This window comes from Proteus hauseri ATCC 700826 (assembly GCF_001654965.1).
Lineage (GTDB): Bacteria > Pseudomonadota > Gammaproteobacteria > Enterobacterales > Enterobacteriaceae > Proteus > Proteus hauseri.
On record NZ_LXEV01000023.1, the window covers coordinates 149682 to 172787 of the forward strand.

Consider the following 23106-nt stretch of genomic DNA (forward strand, 5'->3'; position numbering starts at 1 on the left):
AAGAAAGGGACTATAGTCCGTCTCTAACGCAGAAAAATCAATCATCAATATGCTAAGAATAGGCTGACTTTATTGATCTTTTTATTAATACAGAAGCTATTTAGTTAGCATTTTTCTTAGCATCATATCTAACATGCTTCGATAATCTACTTCATTAAACTGAGGATCCACTACATTACGCCCCATAGAGCCGTCTGCGATCACCAATAACCAAGTGGCGATTTTTTCTGGTTTAAGTAAAGAGTCTATTTGCCCTTTTCTTATCCCTTTTTCAATGATGCTGATTAAGCGCTGTTTATTCTTTTGTTCATTCTCAATAAATATTTGATGAATGGTAGCATTACGCGAAGCTTCAGCAAAAATTTCAATACTGATACGAGCATATTTTGTATGGTTATATAGCTCGATAATTTCTAACATCAAACCAATAATTGCCTGAATGCTATCTTCTAGCTTCTCATAACGACAAAAAATATCATCAAAGACTCCAGCATCTTCTAATGCTATTGCTTCAATTATCGCATTCTTAGTGGGGAAATAATGGAACACATTCCCCGGACTCATATTTGCCTCTCGGCATATTTCAGCTGTTGATGTGGAATGAAAACCTTTGACAGCAAAACAGCGTATTGCAGCATCAACAATATGCCTCATTTTTGTTTTCTGTTTTTCAGTTATTGCTTTACTCATAATGATAAAAATCTCTAGACATTTTTTATTAGACTACGTAGTCTAATAAAATTATAGACTAATCAGTCTAAATTAAAGTTAGATATACTATTATTAAGTCAAGATATCATGCAATCACTTAACGAACACTATATGCTTAGAGCCGCAACTCAAAAGGATACGGCTGAAATTATTCAGTTATTTACGCTTGCTTTTAGCCGTAAATTACACGCTTTTCATATTGATAGAACTATTCCTAATCAACAACATCAATTAGAAGCTATTTGGAATGAACAGGCTCGTAAACCCAACCAAGTGCAATTTGTGGTAACTGATGCTAATGCTATTGTGGCAACTTTTTGCCTTGCAATTAAAGAGTCCCGCTTTAAAACATCTGAATTTACTAAAACACCTGTTAGCAAACACTGGGAATACGGAATAATAAATTATATAAAGCAGCAGATTTTCTTTTCATTGTTTAATTATGAACCTAACAAGCAAGAAGCTTATTTATCTCATATTGCTGTTTCGCCAGCTTACCAAGGAAAAGGTATTGCTTCTTTAATACTTAAATGGATTTTCCAATACAGTAAAAATAATCTGAAAAAAAATTATTTATCACTATATGTGGATACAAAACATACGGGCGCTATTCATCTTTATAAAAAGAGTGGCTTCAATATTAAAAAGAAAGAATCATCATTAATTACGCAATCTTTTTTTAATATAAAGCAGTGGTACTATATGAGTCAAAAGCTCTGAATATTGTTATTATATAATGTTAATTATATATCAATAAAACAATATTCAGAATTTAAAATAACACTTATTTACGCAAAGAAAAATTTCGTGTCGTTAATGCCGTTAATACATGGTCTCGCCACTCTTGATTTATTTGCAGATAATTTTTTGCATAACCTTCTCGCTCAAAACCATGTTTTGCCAATAAATTTCCGCTGCGTAAATTATGAGGCATATAATTAGCCATGATGCGATGCATACCCTGCTGACGCTGCATATAACGTAGTGTCTCTTGCAATGCTTCAGACATATATCCTTGTCCTTGCCATTTTTCACCAACTGAATACCCCAAGAAACAGGCATTAAAAGCCCCTCTCATCACATTGCTGTAATTTGCGACACCAATAATTTCATCTTCTGAAGGTGTAAGCAGAAGAAAATGGAAAGCACTTTCTTGACGATGCAATTCACTCATATATTGCAACCGATATTCCCACCCTGAAGGCAAATAATGAGATTTATCTCTTAAAGGTTCCCAGGGAATTAAAAAACGACGGTTTAAAGTATAGTAATTTGCCAACCTTTCGGCATCTCGTTCATAAGCAAGCCGAATTATCATTCTTTTCGTTTCAAAACGAATTTTAGGTATCCCACTACGATAACCAAACATTACAGTACTATTGTCCTTGATAAAAAAGAGGCTAATCTGAAGCAATACTACTTATTCTGCCATTAACCTCAATAAAAAAATATCATCTTTAATCTGCTATGAATTACTGACGATAAGATACAGAATAGACAATAATAAATGACTTTATTATCCCCCCTATTTTATTTAAATCATTTGCTTATCATGGTGAGTAATGGCGCTGGTAACACAAGCCCGTACCTTGGGTAAATACTTTCTGCTAGTCGACAATATGTTAGTCGTCTTAGGTTTTTTCGTCGTTTTTCCACTTATTTCTATTCGTTTTGTTGAACAGCTGGGTTGGGCTGGTGTTATCGTTGGCTTTGCATTAGGTCTACGCCAACTGGTACAACAAGGGCTAGGTATTTTTGGCGGCGCTATTGCAGACCGTTTTGGTGCCAAACCCATGATCATTACAGGTATGTTATTGCGAGCATTAGGATTTGCGCTAATGGCAATGGCGGACCAACCGTGGATACTTTGGCTATCTTGCATTTTATCTGCATTAGGTGGCACATTATTTGATCCACCTCGCACAGCGCTTGTTATTAAACTAACGCGCCCTTATGAACGAGGCCGTTTTTATTCACTACTTTTAATGCAAGATAGCGCAGGTGCCGTTATTGGCGCGCTAATTGGTAGCTGGTTACTGCTTTATGATTTTCATTTAGTTTGCTGGGTTGGTGCTGGCGTTTTCGTTATTGCTGCTATTTTTAATGCTTGGCTGTTACCTGCTTATCGTATTTCTACAACACGTACACCCATTAAAGAAGGACTAAAGCGTGTAATGGTTGATAAACGCTTTGTAACTTATGTTCTCACGCTAACGGGTTATTTTATTTTATCTGTACAAGTAATGTTGATGTTCCCTATCATTGTTAATGATATTGCCGGCTCACCTACAGCAGTAAAATGGATGTATGCCATTGAAGCATTACTTTCATTAACTTTGCTATACCCGATTGCGCGTTGGAGTGAAAAACGTTTTAGATTAGAACAACGCTTAATGGCGGGGCTCTTTTTAATGAGCATCAGTATGTTCCCAGTTGGTATGATCCACTCATTACAAGGTATCTTCCTAATTATCGGCCTATTTTATCTTGGCACCATTACTGCCGAACCTGCTCGTGAAACCTTAAGCGCTTCTTTAGCTGATCCTAGAGCAAGAGGCAGCTATATGGGATTTAGTCGCTTAGGCTTAGCCTTTGGTGGTGCAATTGGTTATACAGGAGGTGGATGGATGTACGACTTAGGGAAACAATTCGATATGCCTGAGTTACCTTGGTTTTTATTAGGTGTCACAGGATTTATCACCCTTTACGCCCTGCACCGCCAGTTTAATCGTAAAAAAGTCGAAACAGCCATGCTTACTCCTTAGAGTTCAGGTAAACTTTCTTTTATCAATGATTAAGGAGTTTATATGAGAGCAATTCTTCTGGCTGCAACATTAGCATTAACGAGCTTGGTTGTAGGCTGTGATCAACTAAAACAATTTGATGTCAGTGAGAAGCTAATTAATGACTATCTCACGACAAAAACCGGTCTTCAAAAACATATTGGCGAAGATGGGGTTATTTCTGCTGATATCAAATTAGGGGAACTTTCTATTCAAATAGGTCGTACTGAACCAGGAAAAATAAGCCTTTCAGGTAAAGCCGAACTTAAAATTGATTCTCTTTTTGGTAAAACAGGGGCAACAGTTAATTTAGTCTTAAGTGGCCAACCTGTTTATCAGCCAGAACAAGGCGCTATTTATATTAAATCAATGAGTATTGAGAGTTATAAGGTTTCACCAGAAAAAATGGAAGCTGTTGTTATTGCATTAAAACCTTATCTTGATAGCTCGATAGCCACCTATTTTGATAATCAACCTGTTTACGTATTAAACCCTGAAAAAAACAGTGCTGAAGCAGCTGCATTTAAATTAGCAAAAGGCATTGAAGTTAAGCCTGGGAAATTTATCATCCAACTATAAAAGTTGCATAGCTCGATTAAAAATTTTTATCGAAGTTAATAAAAAGGCAAGCTGAATGGTTTGCCTTTTTTATACGTTTAAAATAATGTCTTCTATAATCAGATGATATTATTCTTCTTCTGCATCATTAGTTTCATCATCTAAAAGCTCTTCATGCAAGGCAGATAATGCACCGCGTGTAATTGCGGCAAGTGTTCGATAAAAACCACTCGTTGCATGAGCTTCTACTTTGCCCAAAAATGCACCAGCCCAAGGAAGTAAGTATTCATCAAATAACTGCGTTTGAGCTAATATTTCATCTTGTGCAGAATTATCTTCAAGCCATGAAGCGGCTAATAATAATGCACCAAAGCTATCAGTTGCACTTTCAGTAACAGGCATGCCTCTTGCAACTAAAAATTGGCGGGTATCTTCTTCTTTTATATCCGTATAATCATGAGCATAAATAGAGACTGCGGGCGCTTCACCACCAAAAAGTGTTTGATAATCCGTCTTTACCAGCGCCAAGTCTTTTACGCTATGTTTTAAAGTATTAAATAATTCATCTTGTTCAAGAGGCCAAAGTGCACTCAGTTTTCCGTCACCAATCATCGCAATAATAGGCGATAAAATAGGATCTGCCGGTTCACGTTGAAATATAGTGCCTAATAAACGGCATACTATTGAAAACTCATTCATCATCATTTTTCTATTCAGTAAATTTTGATGCTATTGTGCGTTGAACAATAGGAAAATCAACTTTTTTCTATTTCATCGACATAAAAACAGAAAAAACGCGCTCTTAGTTTTAAGTCTAATACTTAAAATAAGAAACGCGCCTAATCCCATGCTATCTTTTCAAACAGCAATTATTTTACTCATTAACTAGCTAGCGATATCTAAAAAATTATCTCGTACACCGTTTACTCTAAACCAACCAGCAATACTTATTCGCTCTTTATTTGTTGGTAATACTTCATGAGGAAACTGTTCTGATAGAAAAACAACTAATCGCCCACCTTTAGGTGCCACGGTTGCAAGTTCATTATCATCAAGATCGTAAATTTTTAATTCACCACCATCTTGCTCTGTCCATTCATCATTAAGATAAAGTACTGTTGTTAATCGACGGCTAGCATTTTCTTTAAATGCATCAAGATGTTTTTTATAAAAAGCGCCCTTTTCATAACAAGCAAAATGCGCTTCATATTCAAATAATCCTAAAAAAAATTCTCGATTAACAGCGCGCTGAATACTTTCCATCTGCATTAAATAATGTTGAACAGGCTCCCCCATTATGGGTTCTAACCAACTAATTTTATCACTACGTATTGTTGTTTCTGATAATAAATTTTCGTTACGACCTATGCGTGCTTGTTGGGTATTTTCGCCAAAACAAGCTTTAAGTTGTTGAACAGCTTCAGGTGTGAGGAAATCATCCCAAACACACCATCCTTTCTCTGCAATTTGCTCAAGAAGATTTGCTATATTCATTAGTCATATTATCTGATTAACATGGGAAACTACTTTATAGCACCAAGTTATGTGGAAATACAATTTAATAAATTTATCTTTTTGATAATATCAATTAATTAGAGATAAACTCTATTGAAATCAATAATGATAAGAAAAAACAAAATTTACTCTCCAGTGCCTAGAGGGAGCAGCCATAAAAAATGATCACTTATAAAACAATTTAACCATTAATAGATCAGAAAACATAAGAAAACCAAATGATTTATCTAGAAATAATAGTTAGTTGATATTTTATTCAATTGATTATCACTTGAATCATATTGAAATTTAATCTCTCCTTTGACTTGATGGTGAATAATTGATTTTTGGCTACCTAACCGTACAAAAACCATCGGCAACGATTTTTCTTTATCAGCTAATTCACTTATTGACATCACATCAATAGAATCAAGATTATATTCAACTTCTTTTAGTTCCTGAGTACATTCAATATATAATTGATCTAACTTCTCTTTAATTTCATCAAGCTTAACCTCTTTATTACTCTTTATTTCATTAATTAAATCATTTAACTTACCTTTAGCATCATCATAGAGTCCCTTACTTTTTTCATTTAATCGGTACTTTGAAACCACATAAGGTTTAAACTTTTCATTCATATTACTTTTTGTTTGAGATGACAATGTTTCTTTTCTTTCTTTTAAATCAGATAAAAACTGTTGTATTTCTGGGTTTTCATTGATTACATTTTCTTTATCTTTACTAATTTTAGTTTGATAATCATCATTTCTCTCTTTTTTGTTTAATACCAATTTATTTTTAAATCTTCTCCCAGATAATAAATTTAAATATACTTTATCTAATTTATCGATATTGTTTGATACTTCATGTTGGTTAGGATAACTATCAAATAATTTATTGATTTTTAAAATACGTTTATATATTCCTTTACGATTACTATTACTCTTTTCAATTTCTTCTTTACTCTTTAGTTCTTCACTATTAAATAATGAAAAACCTAAAAGTGCATTAACTTTTTTTGAATCATTACCTCAAAATTTTTCACTGTGGTTAATGGATACCACTGTATCTCATTTGTAGAGCTTGTCGATGAAGGTGTGAACTTTAAATCTCGATATAATTCAAAATTAAAATCAAGTAATTTAAGACTAACGTCTCTTTTAGATTCGTCAGACTCTAATTGTCCATAGTCAAGAAATTTATTGATATTTATATTTAGTTTTAAAACATTGGCAATAAAATTCGCCCCTATTGCATTTCTTGGTATTGTTACTTCTGTATTTGAACCTACGCTAACACCAACATCAAAACTTGCTTCACTTCTTAGTTCAACACCCAGTGATGCATTAATCTTTCTATTTTTTTTAAGTGTTGAACTGTATTTCAATCTATCCTTGGTAATATATAATCCTTTATCAATACACTCAGCAACATCATCTAATGCAATTTTGAATGAAAAATTAGATTGTTTTTCATGATTGATATTAAGGATCACACTTGCCATTGCAGGGGTAATAACACCGTAATTAATACTATCATTTCCCCACCTTTGATTATATGCACCAATACCAGCAGATAGTCCCGCAGATACATCCATATTATTTTTATTAACAAATGAAAATATTACTTCAGTTTCTTTAGTTTCTTCTTTAACTTCTTCAGCTTTTGAAAGTGTACACGAATGTGTTTTTGCATAACTCGCTAATAAAAAGGCATTAACACCAATATTTTTGGGTAAATTAAATGCATTCATACCAAAAAATGCTCGAATGTCATTATAATGATTAAGCGTTATACTCTCTTTTTCTTTTAATTCTTTAACAACAGAATAGATAACCTCACCTTGAGTTTTCCCATTATTAATACCCTTAACCACTTTATTTAATACAGCATAACTTTTGCTTATGTTTTTTTTCACTCCATCAAGCGCTATATTTTTATTTTTATAAGATGATGTTGAAGAATTAACTAATTGTTTTATATTTGAAAATAAACCTCTAAATCCAGGATCAACACTTTTAGCAATACTCGACATCATAGCTTTATATTTCTTTAAGGCATATTGTTGTTTTGCTTTATCAATATGAACTCTTGAATTATCTATAAATGATGAAAAAAAAGGAATATGTTGGCTACTAAAATTACCTATAGTTTGAGTAGAAAATGGTTGCCCTGAATGATAGTTTTTAAAATTATTCTCACCTACCATTGAATAAAATGATAAAGGAGGTTCTTGTGTTAATCTTGTTATCTCAAATTGACAATCTTTAATAGAAAAAATATTTAAAGGATCTAAATAGTAGATTTTTATTTTATTTCCTTTATCAACAACCAACTGAATTTGATTTAAGATAGGTTTTATCGCCAATATTTTATCTTTTTCTTCTAACGGTAATTTTATTTTATCTTCTTTGATATTATCTTTTTTGATATTATCTTCTTTTATTTTGCTATCAACTTCATCCATTTTTGCTTCTAATCTAGCAGGTAAACCTTTAGTAAAAATTTGATTATCTTTTAGCTCCATCTCGAGCCTCATTCCTTCCCTATTAATTTTTAAAATATTTTTACTTTTTTTTTCAATAATATTATTAATACTTGATAAGTCCTGTTTTTCATTTTCCTTTGGTATATAACTTTCATATTCAACAAGAAAATTACTGTCAATATTTCCTTGCTTAACATTTTCTAAATTATATTCTTTTATGATTTTTTTAAAATTAATCTTATAAAAAATATCTTTTTCAGATGCTGAATTATTATCTTTTTGCTTACCAATTAAAAAACCATCAAGATCTACATAAATCTCTTCGAATTTTATACTTTCTCCATTTTCTGATTCTATGTTGAATCCCTCATATTTAAATCCACCTTTTAGGTGTTTATGATATAATCCAGCAAATAAATCATAGCTTCTTCCTTTAATTAATAATAAAGAACCATCTTCTTCAAGGGTAACCCCCATATTATTTAACAAAGAAGTATTAGTTGAACCCAAGTAAACATAATTATTAGCCTTATTTATGCTAAAATGTTTCTTCTCTTTTTCATTACTGCTAATATTATTAGCATATGAATTATTACTATTATCTACATTAAGGACCTGCCCTTTTTCTTTGAATTTTATATCCTTATAGATAGTTGAAGGAATTAATCTACTTGGATGCTCTATTTTTATCCCATTACTCATCGCTCACTCCCATTACATTAAAATAATGGGATTATCATCAATAAGATAAACTGCAATAGATATCTATTTATAACCGGAATTTTATTACATTATATAAAAAAAAGAAAAAGTGATATTATTTGAAAGTAATAATAAAAAAAGAGACGATAGTTTTAATATTATCGTCTCTTATCAAAATATAAGTGTTAATTATTCGGCTCAATAACCGTTTTTCATATCAACAACACCAAATGGCATTTCACCTTTTTCGATACGTTCAATATTCTCTTTAATCGTATCCATTGCAATATTAGGCAAGGTAAAAGCCGCGATATGCGGTGTAATAGAAATACGAGGGTGAGTCCAGAACGGATGCATTCCTGCTAACGGCTCTTGAGCAAAAACATCAAGGGTTGCGTCGGCAATGTATCCTTGATCTATCGCTTCTAATAAGTCTTGATCAACTAAATGAGCACCACGGGCAAGATTAATTAAATAAGAAGAAGGTTTCAGTTGCTCAAAGAGTGAGAAATTAAGAATACCATGAGTTTCTGGTGTATAAGGTAATAAGTTAACCAGTAAATTACACTCAGTTAAAAAGTCATTTAGCTGCTCTTTACCATGAAAACTCGCTACATTTTCGATTTGTTTGGCGCTACGGCTCCAACAACGAACCTTGAAACCTAATTGTGCAAGCTTTGTTGCCACACTGCCACCTAAAGCACCCGCTCCCAGCACACCAATAACAAAATTATCGTAGCTATGAGATGGCAATTGTTTCCAAAGCCGTTGCGATTGCTGGCGTTTATAATCGTCCATGCGACGAAAATAATACATTACTTTAGCAATAGCATATTCTTGCATTTGAAGCCCCATTCCTGTGTCTTCTAAACGCATAACCGGTACGCCCGCAGGTAATGTGCCTGGGTTTTGTTGCTCTTGTTTCAAAATAGCATCAACGCCCGCACCTAAAGCAAAAATCCCTTTTAGATGATTACGACCCGCTAGCATCTCATAAGGAGGAAGCCAGACCATAGCATAATCAGCGGGTTGGTCGTCTCCCGGCTTCCAAGCCCTAATGTTGGCATCAGGTAAACGCGCCTTCATACCGTTTATCCATGTATCTGCGTCAAAAAAAGGATGATAATAAATAATATTCATTTTGCCTTCCTCCAGCATTTTTATCATAGGGTGCGGGGGTTAGAGGTTAATTTCAAGCCTCTTTGAAAAAGTTGTTAATAAAAATGTTGAGAATGTTAACCAGTTAACGAAAATATGAACCATTAAATCAACACTGCAAATTTGATTACTGCATAATTTGTTTAGCATTTGCTCATATTGTTTTTTATTTGGCTGCTTGATGGAAAAGTTAAGAAAAAAATACATTTAGCTGTTGACGCTTATGCTCCTTTTCCCTATAGTAGCGCCCCGTTGAGATGTGACATATCTGTGTTCAATAAAAGCTATGTTCAATAACATACTCAACAAAAAACGGTGAGATGTCCGAGAGGCTGAAGGAGCACGCCTGGAAAGTGTGTATACGGCAACGTATCGAGGGTTCGAATCCCTCTCTCACCGCCATCTTCTAAGATAGAGCCTAGCTTTTAGTTAGGCTCTATTTTTTTATGTTTAAAATAGACTAACATAGCCCTCGCTAAGTTGCTTGTTTGCTCAATTTTCCTACTTAGGCTATCTTTTATATTTTTACATTACATTGATTTCTACATTACCTTTTTTAGGCTTAAAAATAGTTTAAAATATTAATTTCTTTACCTATTAGTATAGGCATTAGTATAAGGAATAATATTTTTTATTTTTCTTAATCGTTTAAATATATTATTTTTACTATTTTCAATAGCTATTTTTTATTAATTTTATTGATTATAATTTATTTTTACTCATACAGTTCTTATCAATTTTTGATGTTTTTTATTTGATTTTCTTTATTAATGACATTTAATCTAAAATAAAACTATTTTTATACTTTTAAAATAAAATTCAACCTTCATTTTCAATGAGGCAACAGAATAAATACAATCAGAAACATAATGTTACCATTTTAGCTTAACTTATTAGTTTAATTGATTTTTATTTCTTTAAGCCTTAAGATATACATTAATAATTTGATATATCACATTATTATCAGCGAATAAAAGCGATATCCTCTCTTTTCCTTATCGCCATTATTCGGCATCTGACTTCTTATTTTGGTTTGATCCTAAATGAAAACTCATAAAGTTAACCGGGTTCGCCCTTTTAGTGCATTTATTGATGCATGTGTGAAAGAACCGTATTCTTTTGCACGTTTATTAAAAGATATTATTGCAGGGATCACCGTAGGTATTATCGCGATACCTCTAGCTATGGCATTAGCTATTGGTAGCGGTGTTCCTCCGCAATACGGTCTTTATACCGCAGCTATTGCCGGTATTGTTATCGCAGTGTCTGGTGGCTCTCGCTACAGTGTTTCAGGTCCCACCGCTGCGTTTGTTGTTATTCTTTATCCCGTATCACAGCAATTTGGCTTAAGTGGCTTGTTAATTGCCACACTAATGTCTGGTGTTATTTTAGTGGTTATGGGGTTAGCTCGCTTTGGTAAGCTAATCGAGTATATTCCTGTTTCCGTAACATTAGGATTCACCTCAGGGATAGCTATCACCATTGCGACAATGCAAATAAAAGATTTTTTTGGCCTTGAACTGACACACGTGCCAGAAACCTATATTGATAAAGTTATTGCATTAGGTGCTGCATTACCGACTATTCATATCGGTGATACCTTAATTGGACTTACCACGCTTTTGGTTCTTATCTATTGGCCTAAATTAAATTTACGCTTACCCGGCCACTTACCCGCTTTAATTGCTGGCACAGCGGTGATGGGAATTGTAAATTTACTGGGGCATGATGTTGCAACTATTGGCTCACAATTTAGTTATATGCTGCCGAATGGCACAACCGGACAAGGTATTCCTCCTATTTTACCTCAGTTCGTTCTGCCTTGGAATTTACCGAGTACCGGCGAATCCTTAACACTTAATTGGAGCACCGTTTCTGCATTGTTGCCAGCCGCATTTTCAATGGCAATGCTAGGCGCTATAGAATCGTTATTATGTGCAGTTGTTCTTGATGGTATGACAGGTAAGAAACATCACTCTAATGATGAACTTGTTGGTCAAGGGGTGGGTAATATTGTTGCACCATTCTTTGGTGGTATTACAGCAACAGCTGCAATTGCACGTTCTGCGGCTAATGTGCGCGCAGGTGCAACATCACCTGTTTCTGCTATTGTTCACTCGTTATTAGTTTTATTAACGTTATTAGTTCTCGCCCCCTTCCTCTCTTATTTACCATTAGCAGCAATGTCTGCATTACTATTAATTGTTGCATGGAATATGAGTGAAGCTCGTAAAGTTATTGACCTTATTCGTCATGCCCCAAAAGACGATATTATCGTATTAGTCTTATGCTTATCACTTACTGTACTGTTTGATATGGTGATTGCGATTACTATTGGTATAGTACTGGCTTCGTTATTATTTATGCGCCGTATTGCTAATATGACGAAAATAACAGAGTCCTCTTATACTGATGATGATAAACAGTTATTAGTCGTACGTGTTAATGGCCCATTATTCTTTGCCGCTGCTGAACGTATTTTTAATGAATTACGTGAACGTAGTAAAGGTTATAAAACAGTAATTATGCAGTGGGATGCGGTACCCGTGCTTGATGCCGGTGGTTTACATGCTTTTCAACATTTTATTAATGATGTAAAGAAAGATACTCATGTCATTGTCTGTGATATTCCATTCCAGCCATTAAAAACATTAGCAAGAGCCAGAGTTGCCCCGATTGAAGGCGCGCTTAATTTTTATCCTTCACTACAGAAAGCATTAGATGATATGGAGCTGATTCATTAAGCATTCCATTTAAACAATAATAAACTTAGCCTTTAATCTCTATTTAATTAAATGATTAGAGGTTAAGTTTATTTTTAACGTTATTTTAAAAATAAATAATACCCCCTATTTCTGCTTAGATAATCCCTTTTATTATTAACACTAAAGCAATAAATATGTTTACACACCCTATAATTCCGAAAGGTTATAATAAAGTTTACAACTCCTATTTAATTTAAACATCAATCTACTTATAAAAGAGAAGTTATCTTATTTCTATAAACTTACTCTTTTATAATATTATCAATATAACGAATAAACGGCTTATTTATGCCACTTCCCTGAACGCCATTCTCTAATAAATCTTGATAAAGTGCATTCATTCCTAACCAGTGATTTTCACACCATTCTGGTGCTAATAACGTAGGTTTTCTCGCACTGGCACAAACTCGGTGATAAATAATATCAGGAGGTGTATGACGGATCATTTCGCCAGCAGTATAAACATATTCTTCTTGGGTTAATGGCGTTATACGCCCTGCTTTCCAAGCTTTCGCTATCGTACTTCCTTCAACAATATGTAAAGGATGTAATTTAAGCCCATCAACACCGGTTTCAATAACATGCTGTAGCGTTTGCATATTTAGCTGATGATCTTCACGAGGCAGTCCCACAATAAGATGCGTACACACTTTTAAACCTCGTCGCCGTGCTTCTCGTGTTGTTGCTTGATAGCATTGAAAATTATGACCGCGATTAATATGTTTTAACGTTTTATTATGTGCCGTTTGTAAACCCAATTCTAACCACACTTCATAACCTTGATCTTGATAGCTTTGTAGCAAATCTAATACACTAACAGGCACACAATCAGGCCGAGTACCGACACATAAACCAACCATATTCGCTTGTAACAATGCGGTTTCATACAGAGTACGCAAATATTCTACTTCGGCATAAGTGCTGGTATAGGCTTGAAAATAGGCAAGATAACGGCGGGCGCGATTAATATTTTTGGCTTGTTCAGCGACTTGTTCTTCAATGGAGTGATATTGCGTTTGTTCATCAGCAAATGAGGAGACATTACAAAACGTACACCCCCCCCGCCCTAATGTACCATCACGATTAGGACAGCTAAAACCGCCGTGTAGGTTGATTTTATGAATTTTTTCGTGATAACGGCGCTGTAGATCAGCGCCGAACATATTCACAACAGTATGCAGTTGCATAACAACAATTATTTACTGGTATCTAACTCAGGAAAGTTTTTTACCACATCGTCAATAGCTTTAATTTGTGCTAAGAATGGCTCTAGTTTAGCTAATGGAAGCGCTGAAGGACCATCGCAACGTGCGTTGTCTGGATCTGGATGCGCTTCAAGGAATAATCCGGCTAAGCCAACGGCCATTCCCGCACGTGCTAATTCAGCAACTTGAGCACGACGACCACCAGAAGCAGCTCCAAATGGGTCACGGCATTGCAGTGAATGTGTTACGTCAAAAATAACTGGCGCACCTTGAGAAGCTTGCATCATGACATGGAAACCAAGCATATCGACAACAAGATTGTCGTAACCAAAGTTACTTCCGCGATCACATAGAATAACTTTGTCGTTACCGCCTTCTATAAATTTATCAACGATATTACCCATTTGGCCTGGGCTGACAAACTGTGGTTTTTTCACATTAATTACCGCACCTGTTTTAGCCATTGCTTCAACTAAGTCTGTTTGACGCGCTAAGAAGGCCGGTAATTGGATAACATCAACCACTTCAGATACAGGTTGAGCTTGTGAAGCCTCATGAACATCAGTGATAATTTTAACGCCAAAAGTTTCTTTTAATTCTTGGAAAATCTTCATTCCTTCTTCTAAACCAGGTCCACGATAAGAGTGGATAGAAGAACGGTTTGCTTTATCAAAAGAGGCTTTGAATACATAAGGAATATTCAATTTTTGGGTAACAGTGACGTAATGCTCACAAATACGCATGGCTAAATCGCGCGATTCCAATACATTCATGCCACCAAAAAGCACAAATGGTAGGTCGTTTGCTACCTTGATATCACCAATATTCACCACTTTATGTTGCATATTTATACCTATACTGTTTGTAATGTACTGTTTTAATTAAGTACGTTTTAAAATTTTAATGTAGAACAACAGGATTTTGTTCTATCGAATGAATTTGGATTTTAATCATTTCTGAAATTGGATCTTCAGGGCATTGCTCAACAAAGTAATTTAAATCAGAAAGCGCCACATGATTACATTCTAATTGAGCATAAATTAATCCACGATCACGTATTTCATAAGGATCTTCTGGGTCAAACATTAAAACCGTTTCACTCGCTTTTAATGCTTGTTCCATATTTTTTTCTTCCATCAACGAAACTTTTAATGTGTCTAATAGCTTTCGTATAATTGAGCTATATTCTGATTCTTCTAAATCAGCATCAATAAGTATCGAGTTATTTCCTATATTTCCTTTCAACCATACTTCGAGTGTATGTTGAGATAAATATTCACCATTAATTGGATTTAAAAATATAGCCTTTTCGTCGGGAATATCTATTCTAATAATTAATTGTGTAGGAAAAATAACCGGAGCTAATGGCAGATTTAACGCCTGCGCGATATAAATTAAAATTGAACCTAATGAAACAGGAGAACCAATATGTGTAGATAATACTTTATCCAACCATAAGGTATCTGATAGGCAATATTTTCCACTCGCACCACTAAAATGCCACTGTTTATAAAATAGCTTTAATAGCGCTTCAATTCGTTCTCGCACACTTGTGTTTTGAGGAATTTCAGCTTCTGCCTGTTCAACTAACTGAGCTAATTGATAGCTAACTGAATGAGTAGGAAAATCAGGCCGAATAGCCTGAGAGATAAGGATCATCCCTTTTACCAAAGGGGCTTTATTAAATTCGTAATCAGCTATGGTTTCTATCATAATTCCAACGACCTACTGTCACTCGCTCATTACCGCCATAGTCACGGAAAGTTTCCACACAGCAGTAACCCTTATCAGCAAAAATTTTGCGTACACCCTCACCTTGCTGCCAGCCGTGTTCTATTAATACCCAGCCTTTATCAGTTAAAAACTGATCTGCAGTTGTGATGATTGTTTCAATATCAGCAAAGCCATTTTTACCCGCCACCAACGCCGTTAATGGCTCAAAACGGACATCGCCTTGATAAATATGCTCATCACATTCATCAATGTAAGGAGGATTACTAATTATCATATCAAATTGGTGACCTGAGAGTGAACTAAACCAGCAACTTTCCATAAATTCTGTGTTGTTCAACGCTAAATTTTGAGCGTTCTCTTGAGCTAATGCCACGGCTTCTGGCTGAAAATCCACACCAATAATATGGCTATCAGGACGTTCTGAAGCGATAGCTAACGCAATAGCGCCTGTTCCGGTACCTAAATCAAGGATCTTTGCAGGGGTTGATATAAGCTTTTCTAGCGCTTTTTCAACTAGGCATTCTGTATCAGGGCGAGGAATTAACGTTGCAGGAGAGACTTTTAACGGCAATGACCAAAATTCTCGTTCACCAACCAAATAAGCAATTGGCTCCCCCGTAATTCGGCGCGCCAATAATTGTGCCAGCTGTTCTAATTCTATTTCTGATAATTGCGTTTCATTAAAAGCAATCAAATAAGTACGAGCACGTTTTGTTACGTGCCCAAGAAGTATTTCGGCATCGCGCTTTGGGCTGTCACTTTCAATTAATTGCAAGGCTGCTTGTTGCAGCCATTGTTCATAATTCATTAATTTAACTCAGAAAGTGCAGAAAGCTGATCTGCTTGATATTCAGTAACGATAGGTTGAATAAGTGGGTCTAACTTGCCTTCCATTACTTCATCTAAGCGATAAAATGTTAAGTTGATTCGGTGATCAGTAACACGACCTTGTGGGAAGTTATATGTCCTGATGCGGTCCGAACGATCACCTGAACCTAATAGATTACGACGCTCCGAAGCTTCTGCTTCATGACGTTTTTGCATTTCAGCAGCACGAATACGCGCACCTAACACCGACATCGCTTTGGCTTTATTTTTATGCTGTGAACGCTCATCCTGACATTCCACCACAATCCCTGTAGGAATATGCGTAATACGAATAGCGGAATCGGTGGTGTTAACGTGCTGACCACCCGCACCTGATGAACGGAAAGTATCGATACGCAAATCACTTGGGCTGATATCAGGTAATTCTGCCTCTGGCACTTCAGCTAATACAGCAACAGTACAAGCCGAGGTATGAATACGACCTTGAGATTCTGTCTCTGGCACACGTTGAACACGATGCCCACCAGATTCAAATTTTAATACGCCATAAGCGCCATCACCAATCACTTTAGCGATCACTTCTTTGTAACCACCATGCTCACCTTCGTTAGCATTCATGACTTCAATACGCCAGCGGCGAGATTCTGCATAGCGGCTATACATACGGAACAAATCACCCGCAAACAATGCAGCCTCATCGCCACCGGTTCCGGCTCGAATTTCAAGGAAACAGTTAAACTCATCATCAGGATCTTTAGGCAATAGCAGTAATTGCAATTGATTTTCTAAGTCGTCATTTAAAGCCTGTGCTTCTTTGAGCTCTTCTTGTGCCATCTCCTTCATTTCAGGATCATCAAGCATCATTTGGGCCGTTTCAATATCATCTTGAACACTACGCCATTGGCTGAAACAAGCCGTGACATCGGTTAATTGAGAATATTCTTTTGAAAGCGCACGAAAACGATCCTGAGAGGCAATAACATCGGCTTCTGACAGAAGTGCCTGAATTTCTTCATAACGCTCTTGTAGAGCTTCCAACTTAGCGACAATAGAAGGCTTCATTCGTAGATTAAGATCCTGTTAGACAAAGTTAATTATGGGTAATACCCAAACTTTCACGTAATAGATTCAGGCGTTCAATATCACCATCACTGGCAGCCTGTTGAAGAGATTTTGTTGGTGTATGGATAAGACGATTCATTAACTGATGAGAAAGTTGCTGGATCACTTTTTCTGCATCGGCACCATTTTGAATGAGACTGATGGCTTTTTCGGTCATTTCTGCTCGCAATACTTCAGCACTATCACGATATTCTCTTATCACACCAACCGCACCCTGAGCCCTTAACCAATCCATAAACTGACCGCTCTCTTGCTGAACAATGTGTTCTGCTTGAACAGCTGCGGCTTGGCGTTGTTCACGGTTATGCTGAATAATGGCTTCTAAATCATCAACACTATAAAGATAAACGTTGTTAAGTTTTTCGACATCTTGCTCGATATCACGAGGAACTGCAATATCAATCAGCAACATAGGCTGGTTTCGACGTTTTTTTAATGCGCGTTCAACCATTCCCTTACCAATAATAGGTAAAGGACTTGCCGTAGAACTAATCACAATATCAGCTTGAGCAAGGCGTTCATCGATTTCCGTTAATGTAATTACTTCTGCATCAACTTCATTTGCTAAACGTTGTGCACGCTCTTTAGTTCGGTTAGCAATAACAATATTCTTAACTTGATGCTCGCGTAAATGACGAGCAACTAACTCAATAGTTTCACCCGCACCAACAAGTAAAATAGTTAAAGAAGAGAGTGATTCAAAAATTTGACGCGCTAAAGTACAAGCAGCAAAAGCAACAGATACCGCATTTGCACCAATTTGAGTCTCCGTTCTCACTCTTTTCGCAACTGAAAAAGATTTCTGGAAAAGTCGTTCCAGCTCTGAAGAGAGCGAGTGATAATTTTGAGAATCTGCAAAAGCTTTTTTAACTTGACCTAATATTTGTGGCTCACCCAGTACAAGAGAATCTAAACCACTAGCTACGCGCATTAGGTGACTAACTGCTTGATTATCTTGATGCCAATAAACACTACTTTGTAATTCATTTGGCTCTATTTGGTGATATTGACACAGCCAATGAATAAGCTGTTCATGACTATTTTCTTTGTCTTCCATACTAAGATAGAGCTCAGTACGGTTACAGGTAGACAGCACAACCCCACCCCTGACAGCGGGTTGCTGTAGGAGATTATTTAAGGCATCACCCATAGTATCGGGAGAAAAAGAGACTTTCTCACGCAAAGCAACGGGGGCTGTTTTATGATTTATACCTAATGCTAATAACGTCATATCAACTATATCGAGTTATGAATAAATACCGCCTCGCGACCTGACTTAGTGCAAACCTAAAACAGCGCATTTAGTATGGACTTTTCATTGCCGCCATTCTACTTGATGAATACATCCAATAAAAGAGCTTACTTGTTTGATACGAGATTTCTATACACAATTTAATGAAATATCGTTATATCATGGGGTTTATGATACTCTTTTTTTTAACTGATAACGAATTTAAGGAATATCTCAGCTATGCGCTCACGCTTTTCCCCAACCAAATTATTGCGCCTTCTTCCGTTAACGGTGCTGTTGCTGAGTGCCTGTAACCTTAATCAAATTAATACTCAGGGTTCAGGTTCTAATAACGATGCTCAATGGCAAGAGCGCCAACAAGCCTTAAAAAAGATTTCACAATATGAAACTCGAGGTGCTTTTGCCTACATTGAGCAAAGCCATAAAGTTTATGCCCGTTTTTATTGGCAAGACCGAGATGAAGATCGTTATCGCTTGTTATTAACGAATCCGTTAGGCACTACGGAATTGGATTTAAATGTGATGCCCAGTGTTATTGAAGTCACCGATAACAAAGGCAAAAAATATTATAGCGATGATCCTGTCGAAATGATTTATCAGCTAACAGGCATGGTTATTCCACTAAAAAATCTACGAGCTTGGCTAATTGGCTTGCCGGGTGATGCGACTATTTTTGAGTTAGATGCTCATCACCTTTTAAAATCAGTGACATGGCCTGCACCCGAGGGCGATTGGATTATCACTTATCAAGCCTACGATTCAAATATCACGCCGAATCTGCCACAACGCCTTGAATTACGCCAAGGTGACCGCCTTATTAAATTAAAAATGGATAACTGGGATATACAGCAATGACACTCAGCTGGCCTTCTCCTGCTAAATTAAACCTTTTTCTTTACATTACAGGGCAACGAGCCGACGGTTACCATAATCTACAAACGCTTTTTCAGTTTCTTGATTATGGCGATACGCTCACATTTACGCCGCGCAAAGATACACAGTTAAATATCTTAACCCCTGTTGAAGGAGTTAAAGATGAAGATAACTTAATCATCAAAGCAGCACTTTTGTTACGTAATTATTGCCAAAAACATAATATTGCATTGCAATATCAAGGTGCTGATATCAGCATCGACAAGAAATTACCAATGGGTGGTGGGTTAGGAGGCGGTTCTTCTAATGCCGCAACCACACTAATTGCACTTAATTGGCATTGGCAAGCAGGATTAAGCGATGAAACATTAGCCGATTTAGGCGTAACCTTAGGTGCTGATGTCCCCGTTTTTGTAAAAGGCCACGCTGCTTTTGCTGAAGGTGTTGGTGAAATTTTGACCCCAGCTTCACCAAAAGAGCAATGGTATTTAGTCGCACACCCCGGAATTTCGATTTCAACTCCGACAATCTTCACAGATCCAGAATTAAAACGTAACTCTCCTATCCGCTCTCTTGGCGCATTATTACAGGCTCCGTTTGAAAATGACTGTGAAATGATCGCAAGAAAACGTTTTCGTAAGGTTGAATATCTGCTTTCGTGGCTGTTAGAATATGCTCCGTCACGCTTAACTGGGACAGGTGCCTGTGTGTTCGGCGAGTTCGAATCACAAGTTGCCGCTAGTGAAGTGTTAATTAACGCCCCTGAGTGGGTGCATGGATTTGTAGCGCAAGGCGTTAACATTTCTCCTGTGCATTTATTCCGCTCAAGGATACCTGTGTTATTGCACCCGTAATATGATGTTTAAAAACGCTATGTCCATAAACACGTTCTTTACAGGTCAACAATATCTCTCTCTGGACGCAAGCCTGAGGTTTTTCTCGTGCCCGATATGAAGCTTTTTGCTGGTAACGCAACCCCGGAACTGGCTCAACGTGTTGCCAACCGACTCTACACTAGCTTAGGAGACGCTGCTGTAGGTCGTTTTAGCGACGGTGAAGTCAGTGTGCAAATCAACGAAAACGTACGTGGTGGTGATGTATTTATCATTCAATCAACCTGTGCACCAACTAATGATAACTTAATGGAATTAGTGGTCATGGTTGACGCATTACGTCGAGCTTCCGCTGGTCGTATCACTGCGGTTATTCCTTACTTCGGTTATGCCCGTCAGGATCGCCGTGTTCGTTCAGCCCGTGTTCCTATCACGGCAAAAGTTGTTGCGGATTTCTTATCTAGTGTAGGCGTAGACCGTGTTTTAACTTGCGACTTACACGCAGAACAAATCCAAGGGTTCTTTGATGTACCGGTTGATAATGTCTTCGGCAGCCCAATCCTTTTAGAAGATATGCTTCAAAAAGATTTGGACAACCCTATTGTTGTTTCTCCAGATATTGGCGGTGTTGTTCGCGCACGTGCTATCGCTAAACTTCTGAATGACACTGATATGGCTATCATTGATAAACGTCGCCCTCGTGCTAACGTTTCTCAAGTTATGCATATTATTGGTGACGTTGCTAATCGCGACTGTATCCTAGTTGATGACATGATTGACACTGGTGGTACATTGTGCAAAGCGGCAGAAGCCCTGAAAGAACGTGGTGCTAAACGCGTATTTGCTTACGCAACTCACCCTATTTTCTCTGGTAATGCTGTTGAAAACATCAAAAGCTCTGTTATTGATGAAGTGGTTGTCTGCGATACAATTCCACTGTCAGCAGAAATCAAAGCATTAAATAAAGTCCGTTCATTGACTCTTTCAGGCATGCTGGCAGAAGCAATTCGCCGCATCAGCAATGAAGAATCAATCTCTGCGATGTTTGAACATTAATTTGTTAAAAACTCATCGTAGTATGAGATAACTAAACCCGTTATAACCTTTGTATTACATTGTGTTATGGCGGGTTTTTTACATCCTAACCAAAGAAAAATAAAGAGATAGTGTAAAATTAAGGCAATAAAAAACCCGTTACAGAAAAAACGGGTTTATAGGCATGTATTATTATAATTACTACTTAAGATAATCAAGAATGAAAAACCATTAACTCATTATCTGTAATTATTTAAACTCAACTTTTATTTTTATAATAACTAATTGCTTCTGATAAAAATTGAAATTTACTATGGATAACGATGGTTATCATGGCGACGATAACGTTCATCATGATTACGTAACCACCAATATCTTTCTGCTATTGTTTCTCTGCCACCAATACGTGCACCAGCTAACCACACCAATGCACCAATAAAAATTCCCATTAAAGAAATATCAGATAAAAACTCTGGAAGACCTAACGGAAAAATATGGCTAATTAGCGTATAACCAAGACTACCGAGCATAACAACCATCCCGATAGCCATACATAAATTACCAACTGCAAATGCATGTTTATATTTCATGTTGCACCTCCAAGCGCGTCGTCAGACGATTCAACACCAAAATACAGAAAGGATAACCTCTTTTTCTTTGCAGTTATTATAGCCATAAATATCACAAAGTTATTGTCGAAGTGATCACATGTCCTGAAAAATGCTGACAATTCTTTGCAAAAAATGTGTTTTCTTGCTCTAAAAAATCGTCTACGGCGCTATTTTTCCTTTTTTAGCTCTTTTTGCTACATTAAATGGTAAATATTCCTTTGTGTGTTTTAACTAAAAACAATCTCTGCAATCTATTTTGTGCTTCGGGTCTTAGACAGGTAAACTATGTCCTTTCTTTTAAGACGATAACAGTGAAAGGCTATTGTGAGTAAAATTAAACTTATCGTCGGGTTAGCAAACCCCGGTGCAGATTATGCCCAGACTCGTCATAATGCGGGTGCTTGGTATGTAGATTTATTGGCTCAACGTCATCAGCAATCTCTAAAAGAAGAGAGTAAATTTTTTGGTTATACTGCGCGTATTAATTTAGCCGGTGAAGATGTTCGCTTATTAGTACCTACAACATTTATGAATCTTAGTGGTAAAGCGGTACAGGCAATGGCGAATTTCTATCGTATTGAGCTTAATGAAATTTTAGTGGCCCACGATGAACTCGACTTACCTCCTGGCGTTGTGAAAATGAAATTAGGTGGCGGTAACGGTGGCCATAATGGCTTGAAAGATATCCAAAGTAAATTTAGCAATAACCCTAATTTCTATCGTTTACGTATTGGTATTGGCCATCCCGGCGATAAAAATAAAGTCGTTGGCTTTGTATTAGGGAAACCGCCAATGAGTGAACAAAAATTAATTGACGATGCAATTGATGAAGCGCTTTCTTGTACTGATATCTTAATGCGCGATGGTCTTGAAAAAGCCATAAATCGTTTGCATAGCTTTAAAGCCTAATTATTAATATTGGTTTTAATTAGCCATAAATTTCCGATGGGT

22 protein-coding genes and 1 tRNA gene are annotated in these 23106 nt (G+C 36.4%); 9 read left to right on the forward strand and 14 right to left on the reverse strand.

The window, feature by feature from the left end; genetic code table 11:
- Positions 1-96: 96 nt before the first annotated feature.
- Positions 97-690 (reverse strand): TetR/AcrR family transcriptional regulator, encoded by a 594-nt coding sequence (locus M997_RS10400; protein ID WP_064720049.1) that lies wholly within the window; start codon positions 688-690, stop codon positions 97-99.
- Positions 691-798: 108 nt separating this feature from the next.
- On the opposite strand from M997_RS10400, the gene M997_RS10405 reads away from it, so the two are divergent.
- Positions 799-1431, forward strand: a complete 633-nt coding sequence (locus M997_RS10405) for a GNAT family N-acetyltransferase (RefSeq protein WP_064720050.1) — start codon at positions 799-801, stop codon at positions 1429-1431.
- Positions 1432-1495: 64 nt separating this feature from the next.
- Here M997_RS10405 and rimJ read toward each other — a convergent pair whose 3' ends face one another.
- Positions 1496-2080: a ribosomal protein S5-alanine N-acetyltransferase gene (rimJ, locus tag M997_RS10410; RefSeq protein WP_064720051.1), complete on the reverse strand. Its 585-nt coding sequence runs from the start codon at positions 2078-2080 to the stop codon at positions 1496-1498.
- 193 nt (positions 2081-2273) lie between these two features.
- Here rimJ and mdtH point away from each other — a divergent pair, with 193 nt between their 5' ends.
- Together mdtH and M997_RS10420 are read left to right on the forward strand one after the other, a co-directional pair.
- A complete protein-coding gene (gene mdtH, locus M997_RS10415) occupies positions 2274-3476 on the forward strand; it encodes a multidrug efflux MFS transporter MdtH (protein ID WP_064720052.1) in 1203 nt (400 codons plus the stop codon).
- Between the two features lie 42 nt (positions 3477-3518).
- Positions 3519-4073 carry a lipoprotein gene (locus M997_RS10420; protein WP_064720053.1) on the forward strand — a complete coding sequence of 185 codons (555 nt, stop codon included), beginning with the start codon at positions 3519-3521 and terminating at the stop codon, positions 4071-4073.
- Positions 4074-4181: 108 nt separating this feature from the next.
- Here the strand turns inward: M997_RS10420 and M997_RS10425 are convergent, their stop codons facing one another.
- The 5 genes from M997_RS10425 to ghrA form a co-directional block, all read right to left on the reverse strand.
- A complete protein-coding gene (locus M997_RS10425) occupies positions 4182-4751 on the reverse strand; it encodes a TorD/DmsD family molecular chaperone (protein WP_064720175.1) in 570 nt (189 codons plus the stop codon).
- A 186-nt stretch (positions 4752-4937) separates the two neighbouring features.
- Positions 4938-5546: a 2OG-Fe(II) oxygenase gene (locus tag M997_RS10430; protein WP_064720054.1), complete on the reverse strand. Its 609-nt coding sequence runs from the start codon at positions 5544-5546 to the stop codon at positions 4938-4940.
- A 248-nt stretch (positions 5547-5794) separates the two neighbouring features.
- Positions 5795-6340, reverse strand: a complete 546-nt coding sequence (locus tag M997_RS17490) for a hypothetical protein (RefSeq protein WP_109406090.1) — start codon at positions 6338-6340, stop codon at positions 5795-5797.
- Between the two features lie 206 nt (positions 6341-6546).
- A complete protein-coding gene (locus M997_RS17495) occupies positions 6547-8739 on the reverse strand; it encodes a hypothetical protein (protein ID WP_192876358.1) in 2193 nt (730 codons plus the stop codon).
- 198 nt (positions 8740-8937) lie between these two features.
- Positions 8938-9879 (reverse strand): glyoxylate/hydroxypyruvate reductase GhrA, encoded by a 942-nt coding sequence (gene ghrA, locus M997_RS10440; protein ID WP_064720055.1) that lies wholly within the window; start codon positions 9877-9879, stop codon positions 8938-8940.
- Between the two features lie 332 nt (positions 9880-10211).
- Between ghrA and M997_RS10445 the strand changes: the two genes are divergently transcribed.
- Positions 10212-10299 (forward strand) — tRNA-Ser (locus tag M997_RS10445).
- Between the two features lie 641 nt (positions 10300-10940).
- Positions 10941-12641 (forward strand): C4-dicarboxylic acid transporter DauA, encoded by a 1701-nt coding sequence (dauA, locus tag M997_RS10450; protein ID WP_064720056.1) that lies wholly within the window; start codon positions 10941-10943, stop codon positions 12639-12641.
- A gap of 263 nt (positions 12642-12904) precedes the next feature.
- Here the strand turns inward: dauA and mnmL are convergent, their stop codons facing one another.
- From mnmL to hemA, 6 genes are read right to left on the reverse strand one after another with little or no spacing between them, the layout of a single operon-like run.
- Complete coding sequence (gene mnmL, locus M997_RS10455) at positions 12905-13849, reverse strand: tRNA modification radical SAM protein MnmL/YtqA (RefSeq protein WP_064720057.1); 945 nt, start codon at positions 13847-13849, stop codon at positions 12905-12907.
- Positions 13850-13857: 8 nt separating this feature from the next.
- Positions 13858-14712, reverse strand: coding sequence for a 3-deoxy-8-phosphooctulonate synthase (kdsA, locus tag M997_RS10460; RefSeq protein ID WP_064720058.1), 855 nt, complete (start codon positions 14710-14712; stop codon positions 13858-13860).
- A 55-nt stretch (positions 14713-14767) separates the two neighbouring features.
- Entirely contained in the window at positions 14768-15577 is an 810-nt protein-coding gene (gene sirB1, locus M997_RS10465) for an invasion regulator SirB1 (RefSeq protein WP_064720176.1), read from the reverse strand.
- Positions 15561-16409 carry a peptide chain release factor N(5)-glutamine methyltransferase gene (gene prmC, locus M997_RS10470; protein WP_064720059.1) on the reverse strand — a complete coding sequence of 283 codons (849 nt, stop codon included), beginning with the start codon at positions 16407-16409 and terminating at the stop codon, positions 15561-15563. The genes sirB1 and prmC overlap by 17 nt, the downstream gene beginning before the upstream one ends.
- Positions 16409-17491: a peptide chain release factor 1 gene (prfA, locus tag M997_RS10475; protein ID WP_064720060.1), complete on the reverse strand. Its 1083-nt coding sequence runs from the start codon at positions 17489-17491 to the stop codon at positions 16409-16411. Before prfA ends, prmC begins: the two co-directional genes overlap by 1 nt.
- Before the next feature lie 28 nt (positions 17492-17519).
- Positions 17520-18782: a glutamyl-tRNA reductase gene (hemA, locus tag M997_RS10480; protein WP_064720061.1), complete on the reverse strand. Its 1263-nt coding sequence runs from the start codon at positions 18780-18782 to the stop codon at positions 17520-17522.
- Between the two features lie 240 nt (positions 18783-19022).
- Between hemA and lolB the strand changes: the two genes are divergently transcribed.
- From lolB to prs, 3 genes are all read left to right on the forward strand, one after another.
- On the forward strand, positions 19023-19658 hold the full coding sequence (gene lolB / locus M997_RS10485; protein WP_064720062.1) for a lipoprotein insertase outer membrane protein LolB: 636 nt from the start codon (positions 19023-19025) through the stop codon (positions 19656-19658).
- Positions 19655-20530: a 4-(cytidine 5'-diphospho)-2-C-methyl-D-erythritol kinase gene (ispE, locus tag M997_RS10490; protein ID WP_064720063.1), complete on the forward strand. Its 876-nt coding sequence runs from the start codon at positions 19655-19657 to the stop codon at positions 20528-20530. Before lolB ends, ispE begins: the two co-directional genes overlap by 4 nt.
- A gap of 87 nt (positions 20531-20617) precedes the next feature.
- On the forward strand, positions 20618-21565 hold the full coding sequence (prs, locus tag M997_RS10495; protein WP_036912921.1) for a ribose-phosphate diphosphokinase: 948 nt from the start codon (positions 20618-20620) through the stop codon (positions 21563-21565).
- 290 nt (positions 21566-21855) lie between these two features.
- Here the strand turns inward: prs and ychH are convergent, their stop codons facing one another.
- A complete protein-coding gene (gene ychH / locus M997_RS10500) occupies positions 21856-22134 on the reverse strand; it encodes a stress-induced protein YchH (RefSeq protein ID WP_064720064.1) in 279 nt (92 codons plus the stop codon).
- 345 nt (positions 22135-22479) lie between these two features.
- Between ychH and pth the strand changes: the two genes are divergently transcribed.
- A complete protein-coding gene (gene pth, locus M997_RS10505) occupies positions 22480-23064 on the forward strand; it encodes an aminoacyl-tRNA hydrolase (protein ID WP_064720065.1) in 585 nt (194 codons plus the stop codon).
- The last annotated feature ends 42 nt before the right edge of the window (positions 23065-23106 follow it).